Source organism: Roseivivax sediminis, assembly GCF_900112685.1.
Lineage (GTDB): Bacteria > Pseudomonadota > Alphaproteobacteria > Rhodobacterales > Rhodobacteraceae > Roseivivax > Roseivivax sediminis.
In genome coordinates this window covers 265934-282930 of record NZ_FOMS01000004.1, presented here as the reverse complement: position 1 = coordinate 282930, position 16997 = coordinate 265934, and the positions used below count along the sequence as shown (strand labels likewise).

The 16997-nt window shown below is 70.4% G+C and carries 18 protein-coding genes; 8 read left to right on the top strand and 10 right to left on the bottom strand.

The annotated features are described in order from the left end of the window. The first annotated feature begins 91 nt into the window (after positions 1-91). The 4 genes from F3H57_RS08675 (at position 92) to F3H57_RS08660 (ending at position 3839) form a co-directional block, all read left to right on the top strand. A complete protein-coding gene (locus F3H57_RS08675) occupies positions 92-1300 on the top strand; it encodes a phosphopentomutase (protein ID WP_149755506.1) in 1209 nt (402 codons plus the stop codon). Then, positions 1300-2310: an adenosine deaminase gene (locus F3H57_RS08670; protein WP_149755505.1), complete on the top strand. Its 1011-nt coding sequence runs from the start codon at positions 1300-1302 to the stop codon at positions 2308-2310. The genes F3H57_RS08675 and F3H57_RS08670 overlap by 1 nt, the downstream gene beginning before the upstream one ends. After that, a complete protein-coding gene (gene upp / locus F3H57_RS08665) occupies positions 2307-2939 on the top strand; it encodes a uracil phosphoribosyltransferase (RefSeq protein ID WP_149755504.1) in 633 nt (210 codons plus the stop codon). Before F3H57_RS08670 ends, upp begins: the two co-directional genes overlap by 4 nt. A gap of 69 nt (positions 2940-3008) precedes the next feature. Continuing rightward, the gene (locus F3H57_RS08660; protein WP_149755503.1) at positions 3009-3839 is read left to right on the top strand and encodes a hypothetical protein; all 831 of its coding nucleotides are present in this window, start codon (positions 3009-3011) and stop codon (positions 3837-3839) included. Between the two features lie 162 nt (positions 3840-4001). Here the strand turns inward: F3H57_RS08660 and F3H57_RS08655 are convergent, their stop codons facing one another. The 3 genes from F3H57_RS08655 to F3H57_RS08645 form a co-directional block, all read right to left on the bottom strand. Continuing rightward, a complete protein-coding gene (locus F3H57_RS08655) occupies positions 4002-5033 on the bottom strand; it encodes a hypothetical protein (protein ID WP_149755502.1) in 1032 nt (343 codons plus the stop codon). 483 nt (positions 5034-5516) lie between these two features. Continuing rightward, a complete protein-coding gene (locus tag F3H57_RS08650) occupies positions 5517-5735 on the bottom strand; it encodes a DUF1127 domain-containing protein (RefSeq protein ID WP_149755501.1) in 219 nt (72 codons plus the stop codon). A gap of 286 nt (positions 5736-6021) precedes the next feature. After that, a complete protein-coding gene (locus F3H57_RS08645) occupies positions 6022-6240 on the bottom strand; it encodes a hypothetical protein (RefSeq protein WP_149755500.1) in 219 nt (72 codons plus the stop codon). Positions 6241-6493: 253 nt separating this feature from the next. Between F3H57_RS08645 and F3H57_RS08640 the strand changes: the two genes are divergently transcribed. Continuing rightward, positions 6494-7033 carry a DUF4269 domain-containing protein gene (locus F3H57_RS08640; RefSeq protein WP_149755499.1) on the top strand — a complete coding sequence of 180 codons (540 nt, stop codon included), beginning with the start codon at positions 6494-6496 and terminating at the stop codon, positions 7031-7033. 208 nt (positions 7034-7241) lie between these two features. Here the strand turns inward: F3H57_RS08640 and F3H57_RS08635 are convergent, their stop codons facing one another. Next, entirely contained in the window at positions 7242-8873 is a 1632-nt protein-coding gene (locus tag F3H57_RS08635) for an AMP-binding protein (RefSeq protein ID WP_149755498.1), read from the bottom strand. 113 nt (positions 8874-8986) lie between these two features. Here F3H57_RS08635 and F3H57_RS08630 point away from each other — a divergent pair, with 113 nt between their 5' ends. After that, positions 8987-9640: a sulfotransferase family 2 domain-containing protein gene (locus tag F3H57_RS08630; RefSeq protein WP_149755497.1), complete on the top strand. Its 654-nt coding sequence runs from the start codon at positions 8987-8989 to the stop codon at positions 9638-9640. Between the two features lie 258 nt (positions 9641-9898). On the opposite strand, the gene F3H57_RS08625 is transcribed toward F3H57_RS08630, so the two are convergent. The 6 genes from F3H57_RS08625 to F3H57_RS08600 form a co-directional block, all read right to left on the bottom strand. Beyond that, positions 9899-10300 carry a hypothetical protein gene (locus tag F3H57_RS08625; RefSeq protein ID WP_149755496.1) on the bottom strand — a complete coding sequence of 134 codons (402 nt, stop codon included), beginning with the start codon at positions 10298-10300 and terminating at the stop codon, positions 9899-9901. A 70-nt stretch (positions 10301-10370) separates the two neighbouring features. Then, the gene (locus F3H57_RS08620; RefSeq protein ID WP_149755495.1) at positions 10371-11384 is read right to left on the bottom strand and encodes an alkane 1-monooxygenase; all 1014 of its coding nucleotides are present in this window, start codon (positions 11382-11384) and stop codon (positions 10371-10373) included. A 176-nt stretch (positions 11385-11560) separates the two neighbouring features. Next, complete coding sequence (locus F3H57_RS08615; RefSeq protein WP_223163015.1) at positions 11561-12100, bottom strand: adenine phosphoribosyltransferase; 540 nt, start codon at positions 12098-12100, stop codon at positions 11561-11563. A 263-nt stretch (positions 12101-12363) separates the two neighbouring features. Further along, positions 12364-13224 (bottom strand): S-methyl-5'-thioadenosine phosphorylase, encoded by an 861-nt coding sequence (locus F3H57_RS08610; RefSeq protein ID WP_149755494.1) that lies wholly within the window; start codon positions 13222-13224, stop codon positions 12364-12366. 152 nt (positions 13225-13376) lie between these two features. Next, entirely contained in the window at positions 13377-14024 is a 648-nt protein-coding gene (locus tag F3H57_RS08605; RefSeq protein WP_149755493.1) for a CatB-related O-acetyltransferase, read from the bottom strand. A gap of 332 nt (positions 14025-14356) precedes the next feature. Beyond that, positions 14357-14962 carry a flavin reductase family protein gene (locus tag F3H57_RS08600; RefSeq protein ID WP_149755492.1) on the bottom strand — a complete coding sequence of 202 codons (606 nt, stop codon included), beginning with the start codon at positions 14960-14962 and terminating at the stop codon, positions 14357-14359. Positions 14963-15090: 128 nt separating this feature from the next. Between F3H57_RS08600 and F3H57_RS08595 the strand changes: the two genes are divergently transcribed. Continuing rightward, positions 15091-15576, top strand: a complete 486-nt coding sequence (locus F3H57_RS08595) for a GNAT family N-acetyltransferase (RefSeq protein WP_149755491.1) — start codon at positions 15091-15093, stop codon at positions 15574-15576. Positions 15577-15856: 280 nt separating this feature from the next. Beyond that, positions 15857-16561: an EcsC family protein gene (locus F3H57_RS08590; protein ID WP_223163020.1), complete on the top strand. Its 705-nt coding sequence runs from the start codon at positions 15857-15859 to the stop codon at positions 16559-16561. The last annotated feature ends 436 nt before the right edge of the window (positions 16562-16997 follow it).

Below are 16997 nucleotides of genomic sequence, written 5' to 3'. Positions count from 1 at the left end.
GTCTTCGCAGGGGTCGGGGCAGGGGGCGCTGCCCCCGTCGCCTGCGGCGACTCCCCCGGGATATTTTCGGGCAGATGAAACCGGGGGCGATATGAGCCGGGCCTTTCTGGTGGTCATGGATTCGGTCGGGATCGGCGGGGCGCCGGATGCCGGGGCGTTCTTCAACGACGGCGTGCCGGATACCAGGGCGAACACGGTGGCGCATATCGCCGAGGCCTGCGCGCGGGGCGCCGCGGAGACGGGGCGGTCGGGGCCGCTGCGCCTGCCGGTGCTGGACCGGCTGGGGCTGGGCGCCGCGCTGCGCCTGGCCTCGGGCGCGGCGGCGCCGGGGCTCGGGGCTGTGCCCGAGGGGCGCTGGGGCGCGGCGACCGAGCGCTCGCGCGGGAAGGACACGCCGTCGGGGCATTGGGAGCTGGCCGGGCTGCCGGTGCCGTGGGACTGGCATTATTTTCCTGTGGCCGAGCCGGCCTTTCCGGAGGCGGTGCGCGCGCGGGTCTGCGAGATCGCCGGCACGGGCGGAATTCTCGGCGATTGCCACGGCTCGGGCACGGTGATGCTGGAGCGGTTCGGGGCCGAGCATCTGCGCACCGGCTGGCCGATCTGCTACACCTCCGCCGACAGCGTGTTCCAGATCGCCGCGCACGAGGAGGCGTTCGGGCTGGAGCGGCTGCAGGCGCTCTGCGCGGGGATCGCGCCGATGCTGCACGAGATGCGCGTCGGCCGGGTGATCGCGCGGCCCTTCGTGGGCGAGGCCGGCGCGTTCCGGCGCACCGGCAACCGGCGCGACTATGCCATCCGGCCGCCCGAGCCGGTGCTGACCAACTGGGTGCAGGATACGGGCCGCGCGGTGATCGGGGTCGGCAAGATCGGCGACATCTTCTCCATGGAGGGGATCGACCGGGTGGTGAAGGGCACCGATGCGGAGCTGATGGGCCACCTGTCGGGATTGGTGGACGAGGCGCCCGACGGGGCACTCGTCTTCGCCAACTTCGTGGAGTTCGATTCGCTCTGGGGGCATCGGCGGGACGTGGCGGGCTATGCCAGGGCGCTGGAATGGTTCGACACGCGCATCGGGGAGATCCTGCCGCGGCTGCGCAAGGGGGACCTCTTGTGCCTGACCGCCGATCACGGCAATGACCCGACATGGCGCGGCACCGATCACACGCGCGAGCGCGTGCCGGTGCTGGTCGCGGGGGCCGGCGCCGGTGAGATCGGACAGGTCGCCTATGCCGATGTCGCGGCCTCAGTCGCGGCGCATCTTGGGGTGCCGGCGCAGGGGCCGGGGCGGAGCTTTCTGTGATGGACGAGGACGCGGTGCGGCAGATCGAGGCGATGCCCAAGGTGGAGCTGCACCTTCACCTCGAAGGAGCGGCGCCGCCGGATTTCATCAGCCGTCTCGCCGCGGAGAAGCGCGAGGACATCTCGCGCATCTTCCGCCGCGACGGCAGTTACGCCTTCGAGGGCTTCGTCCATTTCCTCAAGGTCTACGAGGCGGCGACCGGCGTGTTGCGCCGCCCGGAGGATTACGCCCGGCTGGCGCGCGCGGTGGGCGAGGAGCTGGCCGCGAACGACGTGATCTATTGCGAGACCTTCCTCAGCCCCGATTTCTGCGGCGGCGGGGATGTGGACGCTTGGCGCGACTATCTCGCCGCGATGGAAGAGGCCGCTGCGGAGGTGGAGCGCGATCTCGGCGTGACGCTGCGGTTTGTCGTCACCTGCGTGCGTCACCTCGGCCCCGAAAGGGCCCGGAAATCCGCCCTTTGCGCCGCCGAGACCGCCGGGCGACGTCTCGTCGGCTTCGGCATGGCGGGCGACGAGAACGCGTTCGAGCAGAAGGACTTCGCCTGGGCCTTCGACTGCGCGCGCGAGGCCGGGCTGCGGCTGACCAGCCATGCCGGGGAATGGCGCGGGCCCGAAGAAGTGCGCGCGGCCCTCGATCACCTGCGGGTTGAGCGGATCGGCCACGGGGTGCGCAGCGTCGAGGATCCGGCGCTTGTGGACAGATTGGTGGAGAACGGGATCTGCCTCGAGGTCTGCCCGGGGTCTAACGTGGCGCTCGGGGTCTACCCGCGGCTCGCCGCGCATCCGATCGAAACCCTGCGCGACCGCGGCGTGCGGGTGAGCGTGTCGACCGACGATCCGCCGTTCTTCCACACCTCCATGCGCGCGGAATATCGTGGGCTCGCCCGCACCTTCGGCTGGGAGTCCGAGGTATTCGGAGAGCTCGCGCGCGCCTCGCTCGACGCCGCCTTCTGCGACGAAGAGACCCGCGCACGCATCGCCAAGCGCCTGACAGGAGAGCGCCCATGACCGAGCATCTGACAATCGTCCGGCACCCGCTGGTGCAGCACAAGCTGTCCATCATGCGCGAGAAACACACCTCGACCGCGTCGTTCCGGCAGCTTCTGCGCGAGATCAGCCAGCTTCTGGCCTACGAGATCACCCGCGAGCTGCCGATGACGACGCGGACCATCGACACGCCGATGGAGCCGATGGAGGCGCCGGTGCTGGCCGGCAAGAAGCTGGCGCTTATCTCCATCCTGCGGGCGGGCAACGGGCTCCTCGACGGGGTGCTGGAACTCATTCCCTCGGCGCGCGTCGGCTTCGTCGGGCTTTACCGCGACGAGGAAACGCTGCAGCCGGTGCAGTATTACTTCAAGGTGCCGGATTCTCTCGAGGACCGGCTGGTGATCGCGGTCGACCCGATGCTGGCGACGGGCAATTCCTCGGCCGCGGCGGTGGACCTGCTGAAGCAGGCCGGAGCGACGGACATCCGCTTCCTGTGCCTGCTGGCGGCGCCCGAGGGTGTGGAGCGGATGCGCGAGGCGCATCCCGACGTGCCCATCGTGACCGCCGCGCTGGACGAGAGGCTCAACGAGAAGGGCTACATCGTGCCGGGGCTGGGAGACGCCGGCGACCGCATGTTCGGCACTAAATAAGCGCCTCCAATGCTTTACAGGCGCTAATCCTTGCGGCATCCTTCCGACCAGCATCTGTGGGGGATGGCAATGGCGAAGACGATGTGGCCCGGACCTGGCGCCTGGGCGGTTGCGATGCTGCTGGGCGCCGCCGCCTGGGCACAGGACGCGAGCGACGTGCCGGCGGAGTTGCCGCCGGAGAGCTACGAGGGCCGGCAATACGTGGACAGCCGCGGCTGCGCCTTTATCCGCGCCGGCATCGACGGGACGACCTCCTGGGTGCCGCGGGTGACGCGGTCGCGCGAGCATATCTGCGGCCAGACGCCGAGCCTGTCCGGAGCCCCCGAACCGCAAGCCGACCCGCAACCGGAGCGGATTGCGCGGGCCGAGACCATCGCGCCGCCGGAGCCGCGAACCGAGGTCGCCGCCGCCACGCCGCCGGCGCGCGAGCGGCGCGCCCGGCCGGCCCCCGAGATCGTGCGCCCGGTGCCCGAACCGGCGCGCTACACGCCGCGCCCGGCGCCGCCGCCGCGCCCGATGGTCCTGCCCGCCGAGGCGTCCGCTTGTGCGGGCGGGCCCGCGGGCGGCTACGAGGTGCGCTGCGGCGCCGCTTCCGCGCCGGCGACGACGGTCGTGGTGCAGGGACGCTCCGATCCGGTGCGCGGCGAGGCGGTGCGCGATCTCCCGGGCGGCACGCGGATCCTGCCGCTGCACGTCTACCACAAGCGCGACGATCAGGTCGTGCGGATCCCGGAGGGCCACCGCCGCGCCTGGGACGACGACCGGCTGAACCGCAACCGCGCCAACCAGTCGCTCGATGGTTTCTACGCCACTCAGCAGATATGGACCAATACCGTGCCGCGCCGCGCCCTCGGCGGCCGGCCGCCGCAGGTCAAGGATCCGGTGGTGTATTACCGGTGAGGTGACACGGCTCTGCGCCGGGGTGCGGCGCGCCCCGGTCCGTGCGAGGGTCTCCGTGGATGTCTTCGGGGAGCGCGCTGCGATCTGTTGCGCGGGTCCGTACGCCGGGTATCCTGAAACGCGATGCAGGGCGACGCGGCCGGGCGGGGGCGGATGCCGGGCTCAGCCGCCGCAGATGCCCTGCAGGCGCAGCCAGTCGGCGTCGCTGAGGACCAGGCGACTGCCGAGGCCGGCGCGGGGATCGGCCTCGATGAGGCGCAGCGTGCTTTCGCCGGTCATGTCGCGCCAATAGGCATAGGGGGTCGCGCGCAACTCCGCCTTGTCGAAGGCGGCGAGCAGGGTCTCCGGCGGGACCGGCGCCGCCGCGCGCTCGGTCAGCAGGTACTCGGCATAGGCGTCGAGAGCGGAATCCGGCATCTCCCCGGTGGTCAGCAGGCGCAGGCTGGCGACCGGGCCGGAATGGCGCAGGAGGTTCGCCAGGGGATCGCCCGCCGCGGCGCGCACGGCCTCGGCAAGGATGTAGCCCGCGGGCACGTCGGGATCCTCGGGGTCCTCGATCAGCGCGCGGCTGAGCAGGATGCGCCCCCCCGGCAGGTGCGCGGTGTCTTCCAGCCCCTCGGGCAGCACGACGAGGGCGTCGCGCCGCGCCTCCCCGAGGAGTCGCGCGGCCAGGCGGCGCAGCGGCTGGCGCGCCTCGGGCGCGGCGCAGGGCTGGCCCGAAACGCGGGTGATCCGGTCGAGCAGCGAGGCGCCGATCTCCGCCCGCTTGGCCGGGGGCACCACGTCCGTGGCATAGGCCAGGAGTGCGCCGGGCAGCCAGATCACCGCCGCAACGAGAAGCGCCGCGGCGATGCCGCCCGACAGCCAGACGCGCAACTTCCCCGGCCGCGGACGGCGCCGGTCGACCGCGCGCAGAATGCGTTCGAGCGCCTCGATCATGTCGGTCTCGGCAGCGGCGAGTTCCAGCGTCTCGCCGGGATCGCCGTCGGGGTGGTAGAGGGTCGGGTCCTGTCCGCGCGGACCGGCACGCGTCACCGCGGCGAGCGACCAATGTGCGAGCACGCGGTCGTTGAAGTCCTTGATGGTCAGCGTCGCGTCGCCCAGCGCCACCACGACTTCGCGCCGCTGCGCACCCCTCTCGGGGCGCCACAGGCCTGTCGCCTCGAGCCGCTGGTATTCGTGGAGCGCTGTCATCCTGTGGGCTGCTCTGCCTCTGGTCGACGGATGCTAGCATGGGGAATGGGGGGTGTCGATTGCGCGCCTCCCGCCTCGCGGGCGGTGGGAGAGCACCTGTGCGGGGTACAAACCTCCGCCGTTCGGCAGTGATATCCGGCCGACAGCCGGGACGAGACGCCGCTTTCGAACCTGAACGGGATGGCGCTGTCGGTGGACATTGCGGCGCGGCCCGCGCCGGCAGAGAGGCGGAGCCCGCCGATGCGGCCACCCACGCGCAGATCATCGCGCATGGGGAAGGGGGACGTGAGGCGAACGGGTCTTCCGGAACAGCGCCTGACGGCGCCGGGAGCGCGTCATCTGCCGGACGGATTTGTCCATCATGGCCCGCGTCGCGCCGTCGCTTGAGGTGGCCCGTCATGCGCCGCGCGGCGATCAGCAGCCCCGGGCTCCGTTTCCTCGTGCGCCGGGCCCAATAGGCGGCCGCGGAAGCCACTGAGGTCATCAGAGGGCGAAGGTGTCCTTGAAAACGTGGCGGACGATGTCTTCGCGCTTCAGGCCCATCTCGGCGAGTTTCTCGTCGGACATCGCCTGGAGCTGCTCGACGCGACGCAAACGAGGGTTGGACTCGGCAATGATCACCATGGCGTCGAGGATGCGGCCGAAGACTCCACGGCTTTCGGAGCGGTCTTGCGGGATGGACTGGATATCTGTTGCGGTCATCTGGGAACTCCTTGAAGTGCGGGGCGCTTTGGCGCCCGAGCGTTGCGCAGCAGATAGACGCTGCGCTGCAGCACAGCCACAGGAGATGCTTCATCACCGCATCCCGCCACGTGCATGGCTCTTGCAGCGGAGCGGCCTTGAAACTCATACCGTAACGCGGCCGAGCCACGATCGACCGGGCCGCCTGCGCATCGAGATTGTCCCCAAGTCAATGCGCAGGCCGGTTCACACCGTGAGGGCCGGAGCGGCCGTGCAAGCCCGCCAGCCGGCCGTCTGCGAGAGCTTCTTAGACGTAGGGCGAGTCGCGATAGACGTAGTGCACAAGCTCTTCGCGCTTCAGGCCACGTTCCGCGAGTTCCTTGTCGCTCAGGGAGTGGAGCACGTGAACGCGTTTCACGCGCTGGGTGGTGTCGGCGACCTTGCCGAAGAAATACGCGATGTTTCCGAGCAGGCCACGGCCCTGGCGCTCTTGCGGCGCCGAGGAATTGAAAGTGATTGCGGACATGTCTGAGCTCCTTTGTCTTGCTTTACTTGGTGTCTGGTGTCCCAGGCTTCGCGACAGGATGTAGCCGCTGCGGTGCAGCGTGACAAATATCGAGAGAACAGGTCCGCATCCCGCTAATTGCATAGCAGGTGAGGCAAAAACCGGCGCCGCAGCCTTCGCCGGCTTGCCGCGAGGCCGAGGCTGTCGCGGTCAGGTCTCGAATATCGCCTCAACGATGGTTGCCGCCAGATGCAGGGAAACGGAGAAAGGGAGGATGAGACCGCCATATGACGACGTCATCGAAGAACTGCATATCCTCACCCGGCTCGCGGAGTTCACGCCGGTTGTCATCGGAACGCCGCCGCTTGGTCTTGCGACGGAGCAGAGCGACATAGATATCGCGTGCACCGCGCCGAACTTCGACCGGTTTTCAGCGGTTGTGCGTCGCGCATTCGGTCGGATGGAGGCTTTTTCCATTCGCCACGTGAGTCATCTTTCAGAACCGGCGACCGTCGCATCGTTCAAAGCGATGGGGTGGGAGATCGAACTGTTCTGCCAGAGGCTCGCCACGGAGTATCAGTGGGGCGTTCGGCATTTTCGGGTCGAGGCAAGGCTGTTGGCGTTGGGGCCACACCTGCAGGAGTCGGTCAGGCGACTGAAGCGGGATGGCCTGAAGACGGAACCGGCTTTTGCAAGAGCCTTGTCGTTACAAGGCGACCCATACGTCGCCATGCTCGAGCTGGAGCTCTTGGACGACGCCCGGCTTCGGGACATCATTGACGCGGCCACCTCGCTGCCCCGCTCCGCGCCGTAGAGGTTCGCGGCTCTCGCAGCGAAGCGCCGCTTCGGCACTGGCAGCCCGGTCAGAAGCACTTCCGCTGAGGAAAGGGCGGAACCAGGTTTTGTTTTCCCCGCTGAGACACGCCGGTCCCGCTCTGGCCGGAAGACACGCGTGGCGCCAGGCATGCCGTCGGTGCCCGAAGCCGCGCGCCGGCGACGCGGCGCGCGGACACCGGTTCGAGTCAGAGATCCTTCGCGCGATCGCGCAGCTGGAACTTCTGGATCTTGCCGGTGGAGGTCTTGGGCAACTCGCCGAACACCACCGCCTTGGGGGTCTTGAACCCCGCGAGCGTCCGGCGCGCGAAGGCGATCAGATCCGCCTCGCTCACCTCGGTGCCGGCGCGCGTCTCGACGAAGGCGCAGGGCACTTCGCCCCACTTGTCGTCGGGCTTGGCGACCACGGCGCAGAGGCTCACCGCCTCGTGGGTCATCAGCACGCCCTCCACCTCGATGGAGGAGATGTTCTCACCGCCCGATATGATGATGTCCTTGGCCCGGTCGGCGATGCGGATGTAGCCGTCGTCCTCCAGCACCGCGAGGTCGCCGGTGCGGTAATAGCCGCCGGCGAAGCTCTTGGCGGTCTCCTCGGGATTCCTGTAATAGCCCTTCATCACTCCGTTGCCGCGGAACATGATCTCGCCCTGATGGGCGCCGCTGCGGCTGGCCTCCTGCATGGTCTCGGGGTCCATGACGGTGACGTGTTCGATGAACGGCATGCCGACGCCCTGGCGGGACTTGACGGCGGCGCGGTCGTCGCGCTCCAGCCCGTCCCACTTGGGATGCCAGAGGCATTCGGTCGCCGGCCCGTAGGTCTCCGTCAGGCCGTAGACATGGGTGACGTTGAATCCCATCGGCTCGATCGCGGCGAGCGTGGCGGCGGCGGGCGGGGCGCCGGCGGTGAAGACCTCGACCACCTGCTCGAAGGCGCGGCGGTCCTCCTCGGGCGCGTCGATGAGGGTGCTGAGAACGATCGGCGCGCCGGCGAAATGGGTCACGCCCTCGTCCGCGATGGCGTCGAATATCGGTTTCGCGCGGACCTCGCGGCAGCAGACCAGCGTGCCGCCGACCGCCGGCATCATCCAGGTGTGGCACCAGCCGTTGCAGTGAAAGAGCGGCACGATGGTCAGGTAGACGGGCCTGAGCACCATGCGCCAGGACAGCACCTGGCCCATCGCGTTCAGGTAGGCGCCGCGGTGGTGGTAAACCACGCCCTTGGGCCGGCCCGTGGTGCCGGAGGTGTAATTGAGCGCGAGGCTCTCCCATTCGTCCTCGGGCATGATCCAGGCGAAGTCCGGATCGCCGGAGGCGAGGAAGTCGTCGTAGGTGACGTAGTCGCCCGAGGTGGCGAGGCCGGCCTCGGCGTCGGGAACCTCGACGATTTGCGGCGGGCTGCCTTCCTCCATCGCAGCGATGGCATCGTGCGCGAGCGGCAGGAACTGGCTGTCGCAGAGCAGCACCTTCGCGCCGCCATGGCCGAGGATGTAGGCCACGGTCGACACGTCGAGCCGCGTGTTGATTGCATTCAGGATTGCGCCGCAGGCGGGCACGCCGAAATGCGCCTCGGCATGCGCCGGCACGTTGGGCAGGAGCGTGGCCACCACGTCGCCGGGCACGACGCCCAGGCCGGCGAGCCCGGAGGCGAGCCGAGAGCATCGCTCGCGGTACTCCGCGTAGCTGCGCCGCGTGCGGCCGTAGACGATGGCGGTGTCGTCCGGGAACACGTCCGCCGCGCGGGACAGGAACGACAGCGGCGTCAGCGCCGTGTAGTTCGCGTCGCTTTTCTCCAGTCCGGTCTCGTCGGCGAGCCAGCCCATGGGTTTCCTCCCTCTCCTTCTCGGCGGGCAGAGTGCGACGTGGCGGCCACGGCGTCCAGCCTTCGTGCGCGCGCGAATGTCGCGCCGGGGAGCGGGCGGCTAGGATCGGCGCCATGATCATCTCGCCCGGGCGCCGCTATGTCTTCGTGCACATTCCCAAGACGGGCGGCACGTCGATGGCGCTGGCGCTCGAGGCTCGGGCAATGGCCGACGACATCCTGATCGGCGACACGCCCAAGGCGCGCCGGCGGCGCGGACGGCTGAAGCGATTGAACGCGCGCGGACGGTTGTGGAAGCATTCGACACTTGCCGACATCGAGGGCGTCCTGCCCCAGGCGGCGATGGCCGGAATGCTGGCCTTCACGCTGGTGCGCAATCCCTGGGACCGGGTGGTGAGCTACTACCACTGGCTGCGGGCGCAGGACTTCGATCACGCGGCGGTGCGGCGGGCGCGGCGCACGGACTTCGCCGGGTTCGTCGCCGACCCGGCGACGGCGGCGAGCCTCTCGGCGCATCCCTACGGATCCTACCTGCGCGGTCCGGACGGGCGCGAGCGCCCGGCGTACTTCCTGAGGCTCGAGGCGCTGGAGGAGGACCTCGCCCCGCTGGCGGCGCATCTGGGCTTCCGGCCTGACGTCCCGCGTGCCAACCGCTCTGGCCGCGCCGCGGACTGGCGCGCCTATTACGACGCGGCCACCGCCGAGCGCGTCGCCGGGATCTGCGGCGAGGACATCGCCCGCTTCGGCTACCGCTTCGATCCTCCCTGATCCGGCGGTGCGGCGCGTCGCGCCGCTCAGGTCCTGTCGCCGCCCGCCTGCGGCGGCCGGCTCCGCGCGCCCGGCGAACGTGACACGCTGTCCCGGCCGCGTCCCCGATGGCGGCGGCGCGACTGCCTCCGGCGGGAGTATTTCGCGGCCCAAAGAAGCAGCAGCGCGCGTTCTGGCTTCTTTGGGCCGCGAAATACTCCGGGGTGAATTGGCCGCCCTGCGGCCAAGAGGGGCAGCGCCCCTCCGATCCCGGTGCGGTCAGACGCCGACGTCGGGCCCCTTGCAGAGCATCGGTTCCTCGTCCTGGCGCGCCTCGTAGAGCGTGGTCCGGGCCGGGTCGTTCTCGAACACCGCCCGCAGGCCGCCCTGTGGCGCGCGGTAGAAGCTCCAGCATTGCGGAGTCGGGTTGTCCTCGTAGACGAAGCAGATCTGTCCGGATTGCTCGTACCAGCGGCCGGTCTTGCATTCGCCGTCGAGGAACGACCAGACGACGCGCTGATCCGGCAGGTAGCGCTCGACACCGTAGGCGGCTCCGTCCTGGCCGAAATAGAGTGTCTTGCCTTCGGTGTAGGCGTCGAACTCGGCGCCGGACATGGCGCCGGTCTCCGCGGCGAGCGCGGGGGTGGCGAGCGTCAGGGCCAGGGCAAGGGCGCGAATCATGGCTCGAGCGTGGCAGAGGCCGCGCGGGCAGGGAAGCGCCATGGTTGAGAAAGGGCTAACGGATCGGCGGTCAGGCGGACGCGCGGAGGCGCGCGACACGGCGGTCCATGCGCCGGCGCCAGAGCGGCGGGATCAGCGCGAGGCTGGCCATGACCGGCAGCGAATGCGGCAGCATCGGCATGCGCGCGCGGTCGAGACGCAGCCCCGGATAGGCGCGCGCTGGGTTGGCGTGATGGTCCGAATGGCGCGGCGCGTTGAGCATGAGCCCCGACGTGAAGCCGTGGGGCGCGTTCCAGCTGTGCTGGGGGCCGACGGGTTCCCATTTGCCGGGCGCCGTCTCGCGCCGTGTCAGGCCGTAGTGCTGGACGTAGTCCGACAGCAGCAGCTGCAGCTGGGCGTAGGCGCAGAGCGCGAGATACCAGCCGAGCGCGGCGACGCCGCCGGCGAGGGTGACGCCGGTGACGCAGAGGACCGCGCCGAGTCCGTAGGCGCGGTAGGGGTGTGGCCGGCCTGAGCGTGCGCGGAGCGCCGCCTCGGCGAGGTAGCCTTCTCGGAAGGAGCCGCTCCAGGCCCGGAGGGCGAAGCGCCAGAACCCTTCGCCGAGCCGCGCGGAGTTCGGATCGCGCGGCGTTGCCGCCCAGACGTGGTGCACGCGCGGATGCGCCGAGGCGTGGTGCCCGAAGAGTAGTGTGACGTAGACCGTCGTGCCGAGCCGGCGCAGCGCGCGGCCGGGCCTGTGGATGAGTTCGTGCGCGTTGGCGTTGGAGACCTGCCCGAAGAAGAGCCCGAGGGCGACGAAAAGCGCGAGCTTTACCGGAGTGGCAAGACCGGGGCCGGCGAGCGCGAGCGCCCCGCCGAAGAGGAGCGGCAGATGCGCGAGCCCGAGCACCGCCGAGAGCGTGGTGCCGGCGGGGAATTCCTGGCCCGCGGGCGCATCGGGGGCGGCGAGCGCGGCGAGGCGGTCCATCGCGAAGGCGAAGACGGTGATGTAGGCCAGAGCCGCCCAGGCGAAGGCGCCGCCGAGGAGAAGCGCGGCCGCGAGGAGCGCGGTCATCGTCAGCGTGATCGAGGCGAAGCGGAACATGGTGTCTCCGTGGCTGGCGCGGTCGGCCGGGTGCGGATGGCGTGCCATCCGAGACGTGCCGGAGCAATCCGTCACCCGTGCGGCGCAAAGGCGCCGGATCGGGGGCATTGGGGCACCTGAGGCGGGCTTTCCGTCAGATCGGGTTGCCCCGACACAGAGCCTCGCACGGCGCGCGGTCAGTCGCCGGCATAGGCGCAGAGCGCGTGCACCTCGATCCCCAGCGCCTCCAGCCGTGCGCGGCCGCCGAGGTCGGGCAGATCGACGATGAAGGCGGTGCCGATGATCTCGGCCCCGAGACTCTCCATCAGCTTGATTCCCGCCTCCGCGGTGCCGCCGGTGGCCAGGAGGTCGTCGACGATGAGCACGCGCTCCCCGGCCTCGACCGCGTCGTCGTGGACCTCCACGGTCTCCTCGCCGTATTCGAGCGTGTAGCTCTGGGCGATGGTGCGGGCGGGCAGCTTGCCCTTCTTGCGCACCGGCACGAAGCCGGCCGACAGCTGGTGCGCCACCGCGCCGCCGAGGATGAAGCCACGCGCCTCGAGCCCGATCACCTTGTCGAACCGCGTGCCGGAATAGGGATGCAGGAGCTGGTCGATGGCCATGCGGAAGCCGCGCGGATCGGCAAAGAGCGTGGTGACATCCCGGAACATGACCCCGGGTTTGGGAAAGTCGGGGATGGTGCGGATGTAGTGGTGGATATCGGCGGAGGTACTCACGCGGGGTCTCCTGCGCTTGGGGATTTTGCCTCGGGTCGAATGTCGCGGCGTCGTGGCGTTGCTTTGCGTATTGGTCACCACGTTTTGCCGGCGAGGTCCATTGTGAAGCGTCTCTTGTGGGCCGCACGCGGCAGCGGCGACCGGGGGCCTCGGTCCGGCGGCGATGGTGGCGGCAAGGTCCCGAGGCGCCGCGCTACGGCCCGGGTCGGAGCCTCCGGCGGGGATATTTGGGGGCAGATGAAACCGGGACAGCGCTTCGGCGGTCAGAGGACGCGTGCGGCGACGGCGTCGAGCCGGGACAGCACCGAAGGGTCGCGCGCATCGGGCGCGGTGATGATCGCGTGGTCGAGCGCGCGGTCGCAGTTATGCGGGCAGGGCGCCGGCTCCGGCAGAACCCCGGGCAAGCCGCGGACGAGCCCGCGCGCATGTTCGGCATTGGCGGTGAGCGTGGCGATCACGGCGGCCACGTCGACCGCGCCGTAATCCTCGTGCCAGCAATCGTAGTCGGTGACCATGGCGACGGGAGCGTAGCAGATCTCGGCCTCGCGGGCGAGGCGCGCCTCGGGCATCGCCGTCATGCCGACCACGTCGGCGCCCCAGGCCTCTCGGTACATCCGGCTTTCGGCGAGGGTGGAAAATTGCGGGCCTTCCATGGCGAGATAGGTGCCGGAAACGTGGACGCGCACACCGGTGGCGCCGGCGGCCTCCGCGGCGGCGGCCGAAAGATGCGGGCAGGTCGGGTGGGCCAGCGAGACATGCGCGACGCAGCCGGTGCCGAAGAAGCTTTGCGGGCGCAGGCGGGTGCGGTCGATGAACTGGTCGACGAGAACGAAGTCGCCGGGCGCCATCTCCTCACGGAAGGAACCGCAGGCGGAGACGGAGACGATCCGGGTGACGCCGAGCCGTTTCAGCGCGTCGATATTGGCGCGGTAGGGGATTTCGGAGGGGCTGTGGACGTGGCCGCGCCCATGCCGGGGCAGGAAGGCCATCCGCGCGCCGCCGAGGGTGCCGGTCAGGATCGCGTCGGAGGGCGCGCCCCAGGGGGTCGCCACCTCCTGCCAGGCGGCGCCGTCCAGCCCGTCGATCCGGTATACGCCCGATCCGCCGATGATGCCGAGTGTCATGTGCGCCGCCTTCGCTGCCGTCGTTCCGGGGCCACATGAGCAGATGTCACGGCGAAGGGGAAGCCGGGGGCGGAAGCGCGGGCGAGCGTCGCTCAATGCTGCGCCGCTCCTCCGCCGTGGCCGGCGTCCTCGCTCCCTCCGGCCGGACGCCGTCAGGCCAGCGCCGCGAGCGCGGCGACATCGCCGGCCTCGAGCGCGGGTCGCGCCGCGGCGATGCGCTCTGCGGGCCAGTCCCACCAGGCGATCCGGTTCAGCGTCGCGATCTCGTCCTCCGTGAAGCGCAGGCGCCGGACGCGGGCGGGGTTGCCGGTGACCACCGCGTAATCGGGCACCGCGCCGCGCACCACCGCGCCGGCGCCGACGAAGACCCCGTTGCCGATGCGCGCGCCCGGACAGACGACGGCGCCGTAGCCCAGCCAGACGTCGTGGCCGACCACGGTATCGCGGCTGTCGGGCGCGTAGCCGTGCATCCGGTCCGGCGCGAAGACCTGGAACGGGAAGCTCGTCAGCGCCCGCGTGGCGTGATTGGCCGACGCGCCCACGAAGCGCACGCCGTGGGCGATCTGGCAGAACCGCCCGATCCTCAGCCGTTCTTTGGCGAAGTCGAAAAGATACGGCGCGAGTCGCGCGGCCCAGCCGCCGGGCGGCGGCGGATCGAAATCCGAGGCGTAGGTGTAATCGCCGATCTCCATCCGCGGATGGTCGATCACGTTGTTCAGGAAGACGGTGCCCTCGTGGACGGAGCCGTCGGGCAGGGTGACGGGATGCACCTCGCGTGCATCGGGAAACGGGGCCGGCATGACGGACCTCCTTCGACGAAACGGATCAGGGCGTATCGGTCAAAGGCGCTGGTCCACGGCTCCCTCCATCGGTTGCGCGGTGTGAATGCCACGCCCGCAGGTCCATTGTCAAAGCCGCCGGTGTCGGTCCCTGCCGACAAGACGCGGCTCCGGAAGATGGCGGCCCCTGCGAAACCCGATTGGCGCGCGCACGGCCGCTCCCGATCTCGCGCCGCCTTCCGCGTCGCCGGCCCTGCTTCTTTGGGCTTGAAATACTCCGGGGAGCGCGAGGGGCTGGCCCCTCGCTCCGCCCTGTCCGCCGGGGCCGGCGGTCCGGACCCGCAGCGCCCGCGTCACTCCCCCGGCCGCTTGAGCGAGAACTTCTCCCGCACGACGGTGTAGTCGCGGTAGCCCATGCGGGAAAGCGGGTTGAAGGTCAGCACGTCGAAGATCCCGTCGACGAGGCAATCGTCGCGCAGGTGCACGCCCACGACCTCTCCGAACACCACGAAGTTCGCCTCGCCCGGCAGTTTCACGATCTGCGTCAGGCGGCATTCGAGGTTCGCGGGCGCGGTGGCCACGCGCGAGCAGGCGATCGCCTCGCAAGGGGCCCGGGGAGCACCGGAGACGTCGAACTCGTCGGTCTCCCTGTCCCAGGCGCCGGAGCTGGCGTTCATCACGTCGCGCATCTCGTATTCGACGATGTTGACGCAGAACGCCTCGGTTTCGCGGATATTTGCGACGCTGTCCTTGGTGTCGCCGCGGTCGGACTTGGCCGAGGTCGAGGCGAACATCACCTGCGGCGGCACGTAGGCGACGGCGTTGAAGAACGAATAGGGCGCGAGGTTCTCGGATCCGTCCGCACCGCGGGTCGAGATCCAGCCGATGGGCCGCGGCGTGACGATGGCGTTGAACGGGTTGTGCGGCAGGCCGTGGCCGTCTTCGGGACGGTAGAACATCTCGGACTCCTCTCGCGGGCGGGCTTTGCAGGGCGCGCGCAGAGGTGCTAGGCGCCATCTTTGCAGAAAGCACCCCGCGCGCCCGAGTTCAACCTCTCCCCCCGTCCTTCGCCGGAGCCCCCGCGCCCATGTATAGCATCGTGCCAGAGACGCCCGAGGACGCCTGGGAGGTGGAGGCACTGTTCGACCTGTGTTTCGCGCCGGGGCGCGAAGCGCTGTCGTCCTACCGGCTGCGCGAGGGCGTCGCGCCGGTGGCCCCGCTCTGCCGCGTCGCGCGTTACGAGCCGGGCGGCTTCCTCGGCGGCGCGGTGCGCTACTGGCCGGTGCGTGTCGGCACTGTGCCGGCGCTGCTCCTGGGGCCGATCGCGGTGCACCCTACGGCACAGGGTGAGGGGCTGGGCGCCGCGCTCATCCGCGAGAGCCTGCATGTTGCGCGGGACGGCTGGGCGCGCGTTCTGCTCGTGGGCGATGCGCCCTATTACGGGCGGTTCGGGTTCGTGCGGCTGGACGGGGTGGAGATGCCCCCGCCCACCAACCCCGAGCGGGTGCTCGGCCTCGCGCTGGCGGAGGGCGCCTGGGACGGGGTCGCGGGCGAGGTCACGGCCTGGACATGAGCGGCCGGGCCCGGGGCGGGCGGAGCCACGTTGCCGGTCCGGGCGTGCGGGTGGCAGCCGGACGGACTTTTTTTGAGTATTTGAGGCCCAAAGAAGCCTGGGTGTGATCGCGGGGCCGGGCGCCGGAGTGGCGGCAGAGCGCGCGCGGCAGGGCGCCCGTATTGAAAGGTGCGGGCGGAGTGCTGATCTTGCCGGCATGACCGATGCTCAGAACCGCCCCGACGACACGGCCGTCCCGCCCGAGCAGGCGCTGGTGGCACGCGATCCCCGGCACGAGCTCATGGATCTCGCGCGGCGCCACAGGCGCGCCGGGGGCGTGGGGTTGCAGGTGCTCAACGTGATCGGCGCTCAGGCGGAGAATCTGCTCGAACGGCTGCCCGACCGGGTCAAGAACCGGCTGGAGAGCGTGACCGCCCGGGCCCTCGAATCCGCTTTCGACGCGGCGCAGCATTCGCGCGGCTACGTGCCGGACCAGCGCGGCTGGCTGAACACCGCGCTGACCACCGCGATGGGCGCGGCCGGCGGCGCCGGCGGGCTGCCCACCGCCCTGGCCGAGCTGCCGGTGACCACGACGGTCCTGTTGCGCGCGATCCAGGGCATCGCGTGGGAACACGGCTACGACCCCGCCGACCCCGAGACAGCCAAGGAATGCCTGGCGGTCTTCGCCTCTGCCGGGCCGCTGGAGGCCGACGACGGCGTCGACATGGCGTTCCTCTCGGCGCGGGTGACGCTGACCGGGGCGACGGTGAACGGGCTTATCGCCCGGGTGGCGCCGCGGCTGGGCACCGTGCTGGGCCAGAAGCTGGCGGCGCAGACGGTGCCGGTGCTCGGAGCCGCGGCGGGGGCGGCGACGAATTACGCCTACACCTCCTATTACCAGGAGATGGCCGCGGTGCATTTCGGGCTGAAGCGCCTTGCCGAACGGACGGGGCGCCCGCGCGAGGCGGTGGTCGAGGAGTTCCGCGCCGCGCTCACGCGGATCTGATCCGCAGCGTTAACCTAAAATTCGTCATGTAAGCCGTATTTCGGTCGGGCCCGACCGAGTCGGGCGGACACGGCGCACATGCGCAGGGGCGTCCCGCCGATGAACCGGCGACATGGGGCGCGAGGCGGCTGAACGCCGCCGACCCGCTCCAGCACGGGGCGGCAGGCCGAGAGCGGCGGAGGCGCAGGCCAGAAGGGTCGCAGCACCGGACCGCGACGAAGGGCGCCCGGACGCGGTGAACAACCGCGCCGGGCGTTTTCGTGAGCGGCGGCCTGCGGGGCCGGCCCCGGTCGAGGGCCTGTGCCGCTCTCGTCTTCGTGTCGGGACGCGCGGGGCTGGCGTATGTTACGCTTCGGCTGCGGCAAGGTGCCGCGAGCGGGGCGTGGCGCCCGGGTGACCGCGCCCCGGGCCGTTCCGCCCACCCGGAGGACCGGAG

What these genes read in the sequence shown, in the direction of transcription:
- F3H57_RS08675 (WP_149755506.1), top strand. Translation starts at nt 92, where the DNA reads ATGAGCCGGGCCTTTCTGGTGGTCATGGATTCGGTCGGGATCGGCGGG.
- F3H57_RS08670 (WP_149755505.1), top strand. Translation starts at nt 1,300, where the DNA reads ATGGACGAGGACGCGGTGCGGCAGATCGAGGCGATGCCCAAGGTGGAG.
- upp (WP_149755504.1), top strand. Translation starts at nt 2,307, where the DNA reads ATGACCGAGCATCTGACAATCGTCCGGCACCCGCTGGTGCAGCACAAG.
- F3H57_RS08660 (WP_149755503.1), top strand. Translation starts at nt 3,009, where the DNA reads ATGGCGAAGACGATGTGGCCCGGACCTGGCGCCTGGGCGGTTGCGATG.
- F3H57_RS08655 (WP_149755502.1), bottom strand. Translation starts at nt 5,033, where the DNA reads ATGACAGCGCTCCACGAATACCAGCGGCTCGAGGCGACAGGCCTGTGG.
- F3H57_RS08650 (WP_149755501.1), bottom strand. Translation starts at nt 5,735, where the DNA reads ATGACCGCAACAGATATCCAGTCCATCCCGCAAGACCGCTCCGAAAGC.
- F3H57_RS08645 (WP_149755500.1), bottom strand. Translation starts at nt 6,240, where the DNA reads ATGTCCGCAATCACTTTCAATTCCTCGGCGCCGCAAGAGCGCCAGGGC.
- F3H57_RS08640 (WP_149755499.1), top strand. Translation starts at nt 6,494, where the DNA reads ATGAGACCGCCATATGACGACGTCATCGAAGAACTGCATATCCTCACC.
- F3H57_RS08635 (WP_149755498.1), bottom strand. Translation starts at nt 8,873, where the DNA reads ATGGGCTGGCTCGCCGACGAGACCGGACTGGAGAAAAGCGACGCGAAC.
- F3H57_RS08630 (WP_149755497.1), top strand. Translation starts at nt 8,987, where the DNA reads ATGATCATCTCGCCCGGGCGCCGCTATGTCTTCGTGCACATTCCCAAG.
- F3H57_RS08625 (WP_149755496.1), bottom strand. Translation starts at nt 10,300, where the DNA reads ATGATTCGCGCCCTTGCCCTGGCCCTGACGCTCGCCACCCCCGCGCTC.
- F3H57_RS08620 (WP_149755495.1), bottom strand. Translation starts at nt 11,384, where the DNA reads ATGTTCCGCTTCGCCTCGATCACGCTGACGATGACCGCGCTCCTCGCG.
- F3H57_RS08610 (WP_149755494.1), bottom strand. Translation starts at nt 13,224, where the DNA reads ATGACACTCGGCATCATCGGCGGATCGGGCGTATACCGGATCGACGGG.
- F3H57_RS08605 (WP_149755493.1), bottom strand. Translation starts at nt 14,024, where the DNA reads ATGCCGGCCCCGTTTCCCGATGCACGCGAGGTGCATCCCGTCACCCTG.
- F3H57_RS08600 (WP_149755492.1), bottom strand. Translation starts at nt 14,962, where the DNA reads ATGTTCTACCGTCCCGAAGACGGCCACGGCCTGCCGCACAACCCGTTC.
- F3H57_RS08595 (WP_149755491.1), top strand. Translation starts at nt 15,091, where the DNA reads ATGTATAGCATCGTGCCAGAGACGCCCGAGGACGCCTGGGAGGTGGAG.
- F3H57_RS08590 (WP_223163020.1), top strand. Translation starts at nt 15,857, where the DNA reads ATGGATCTCGCGCGGCGCCACAGGCGCGCCGGGGGCGTGGGGTTGCAG.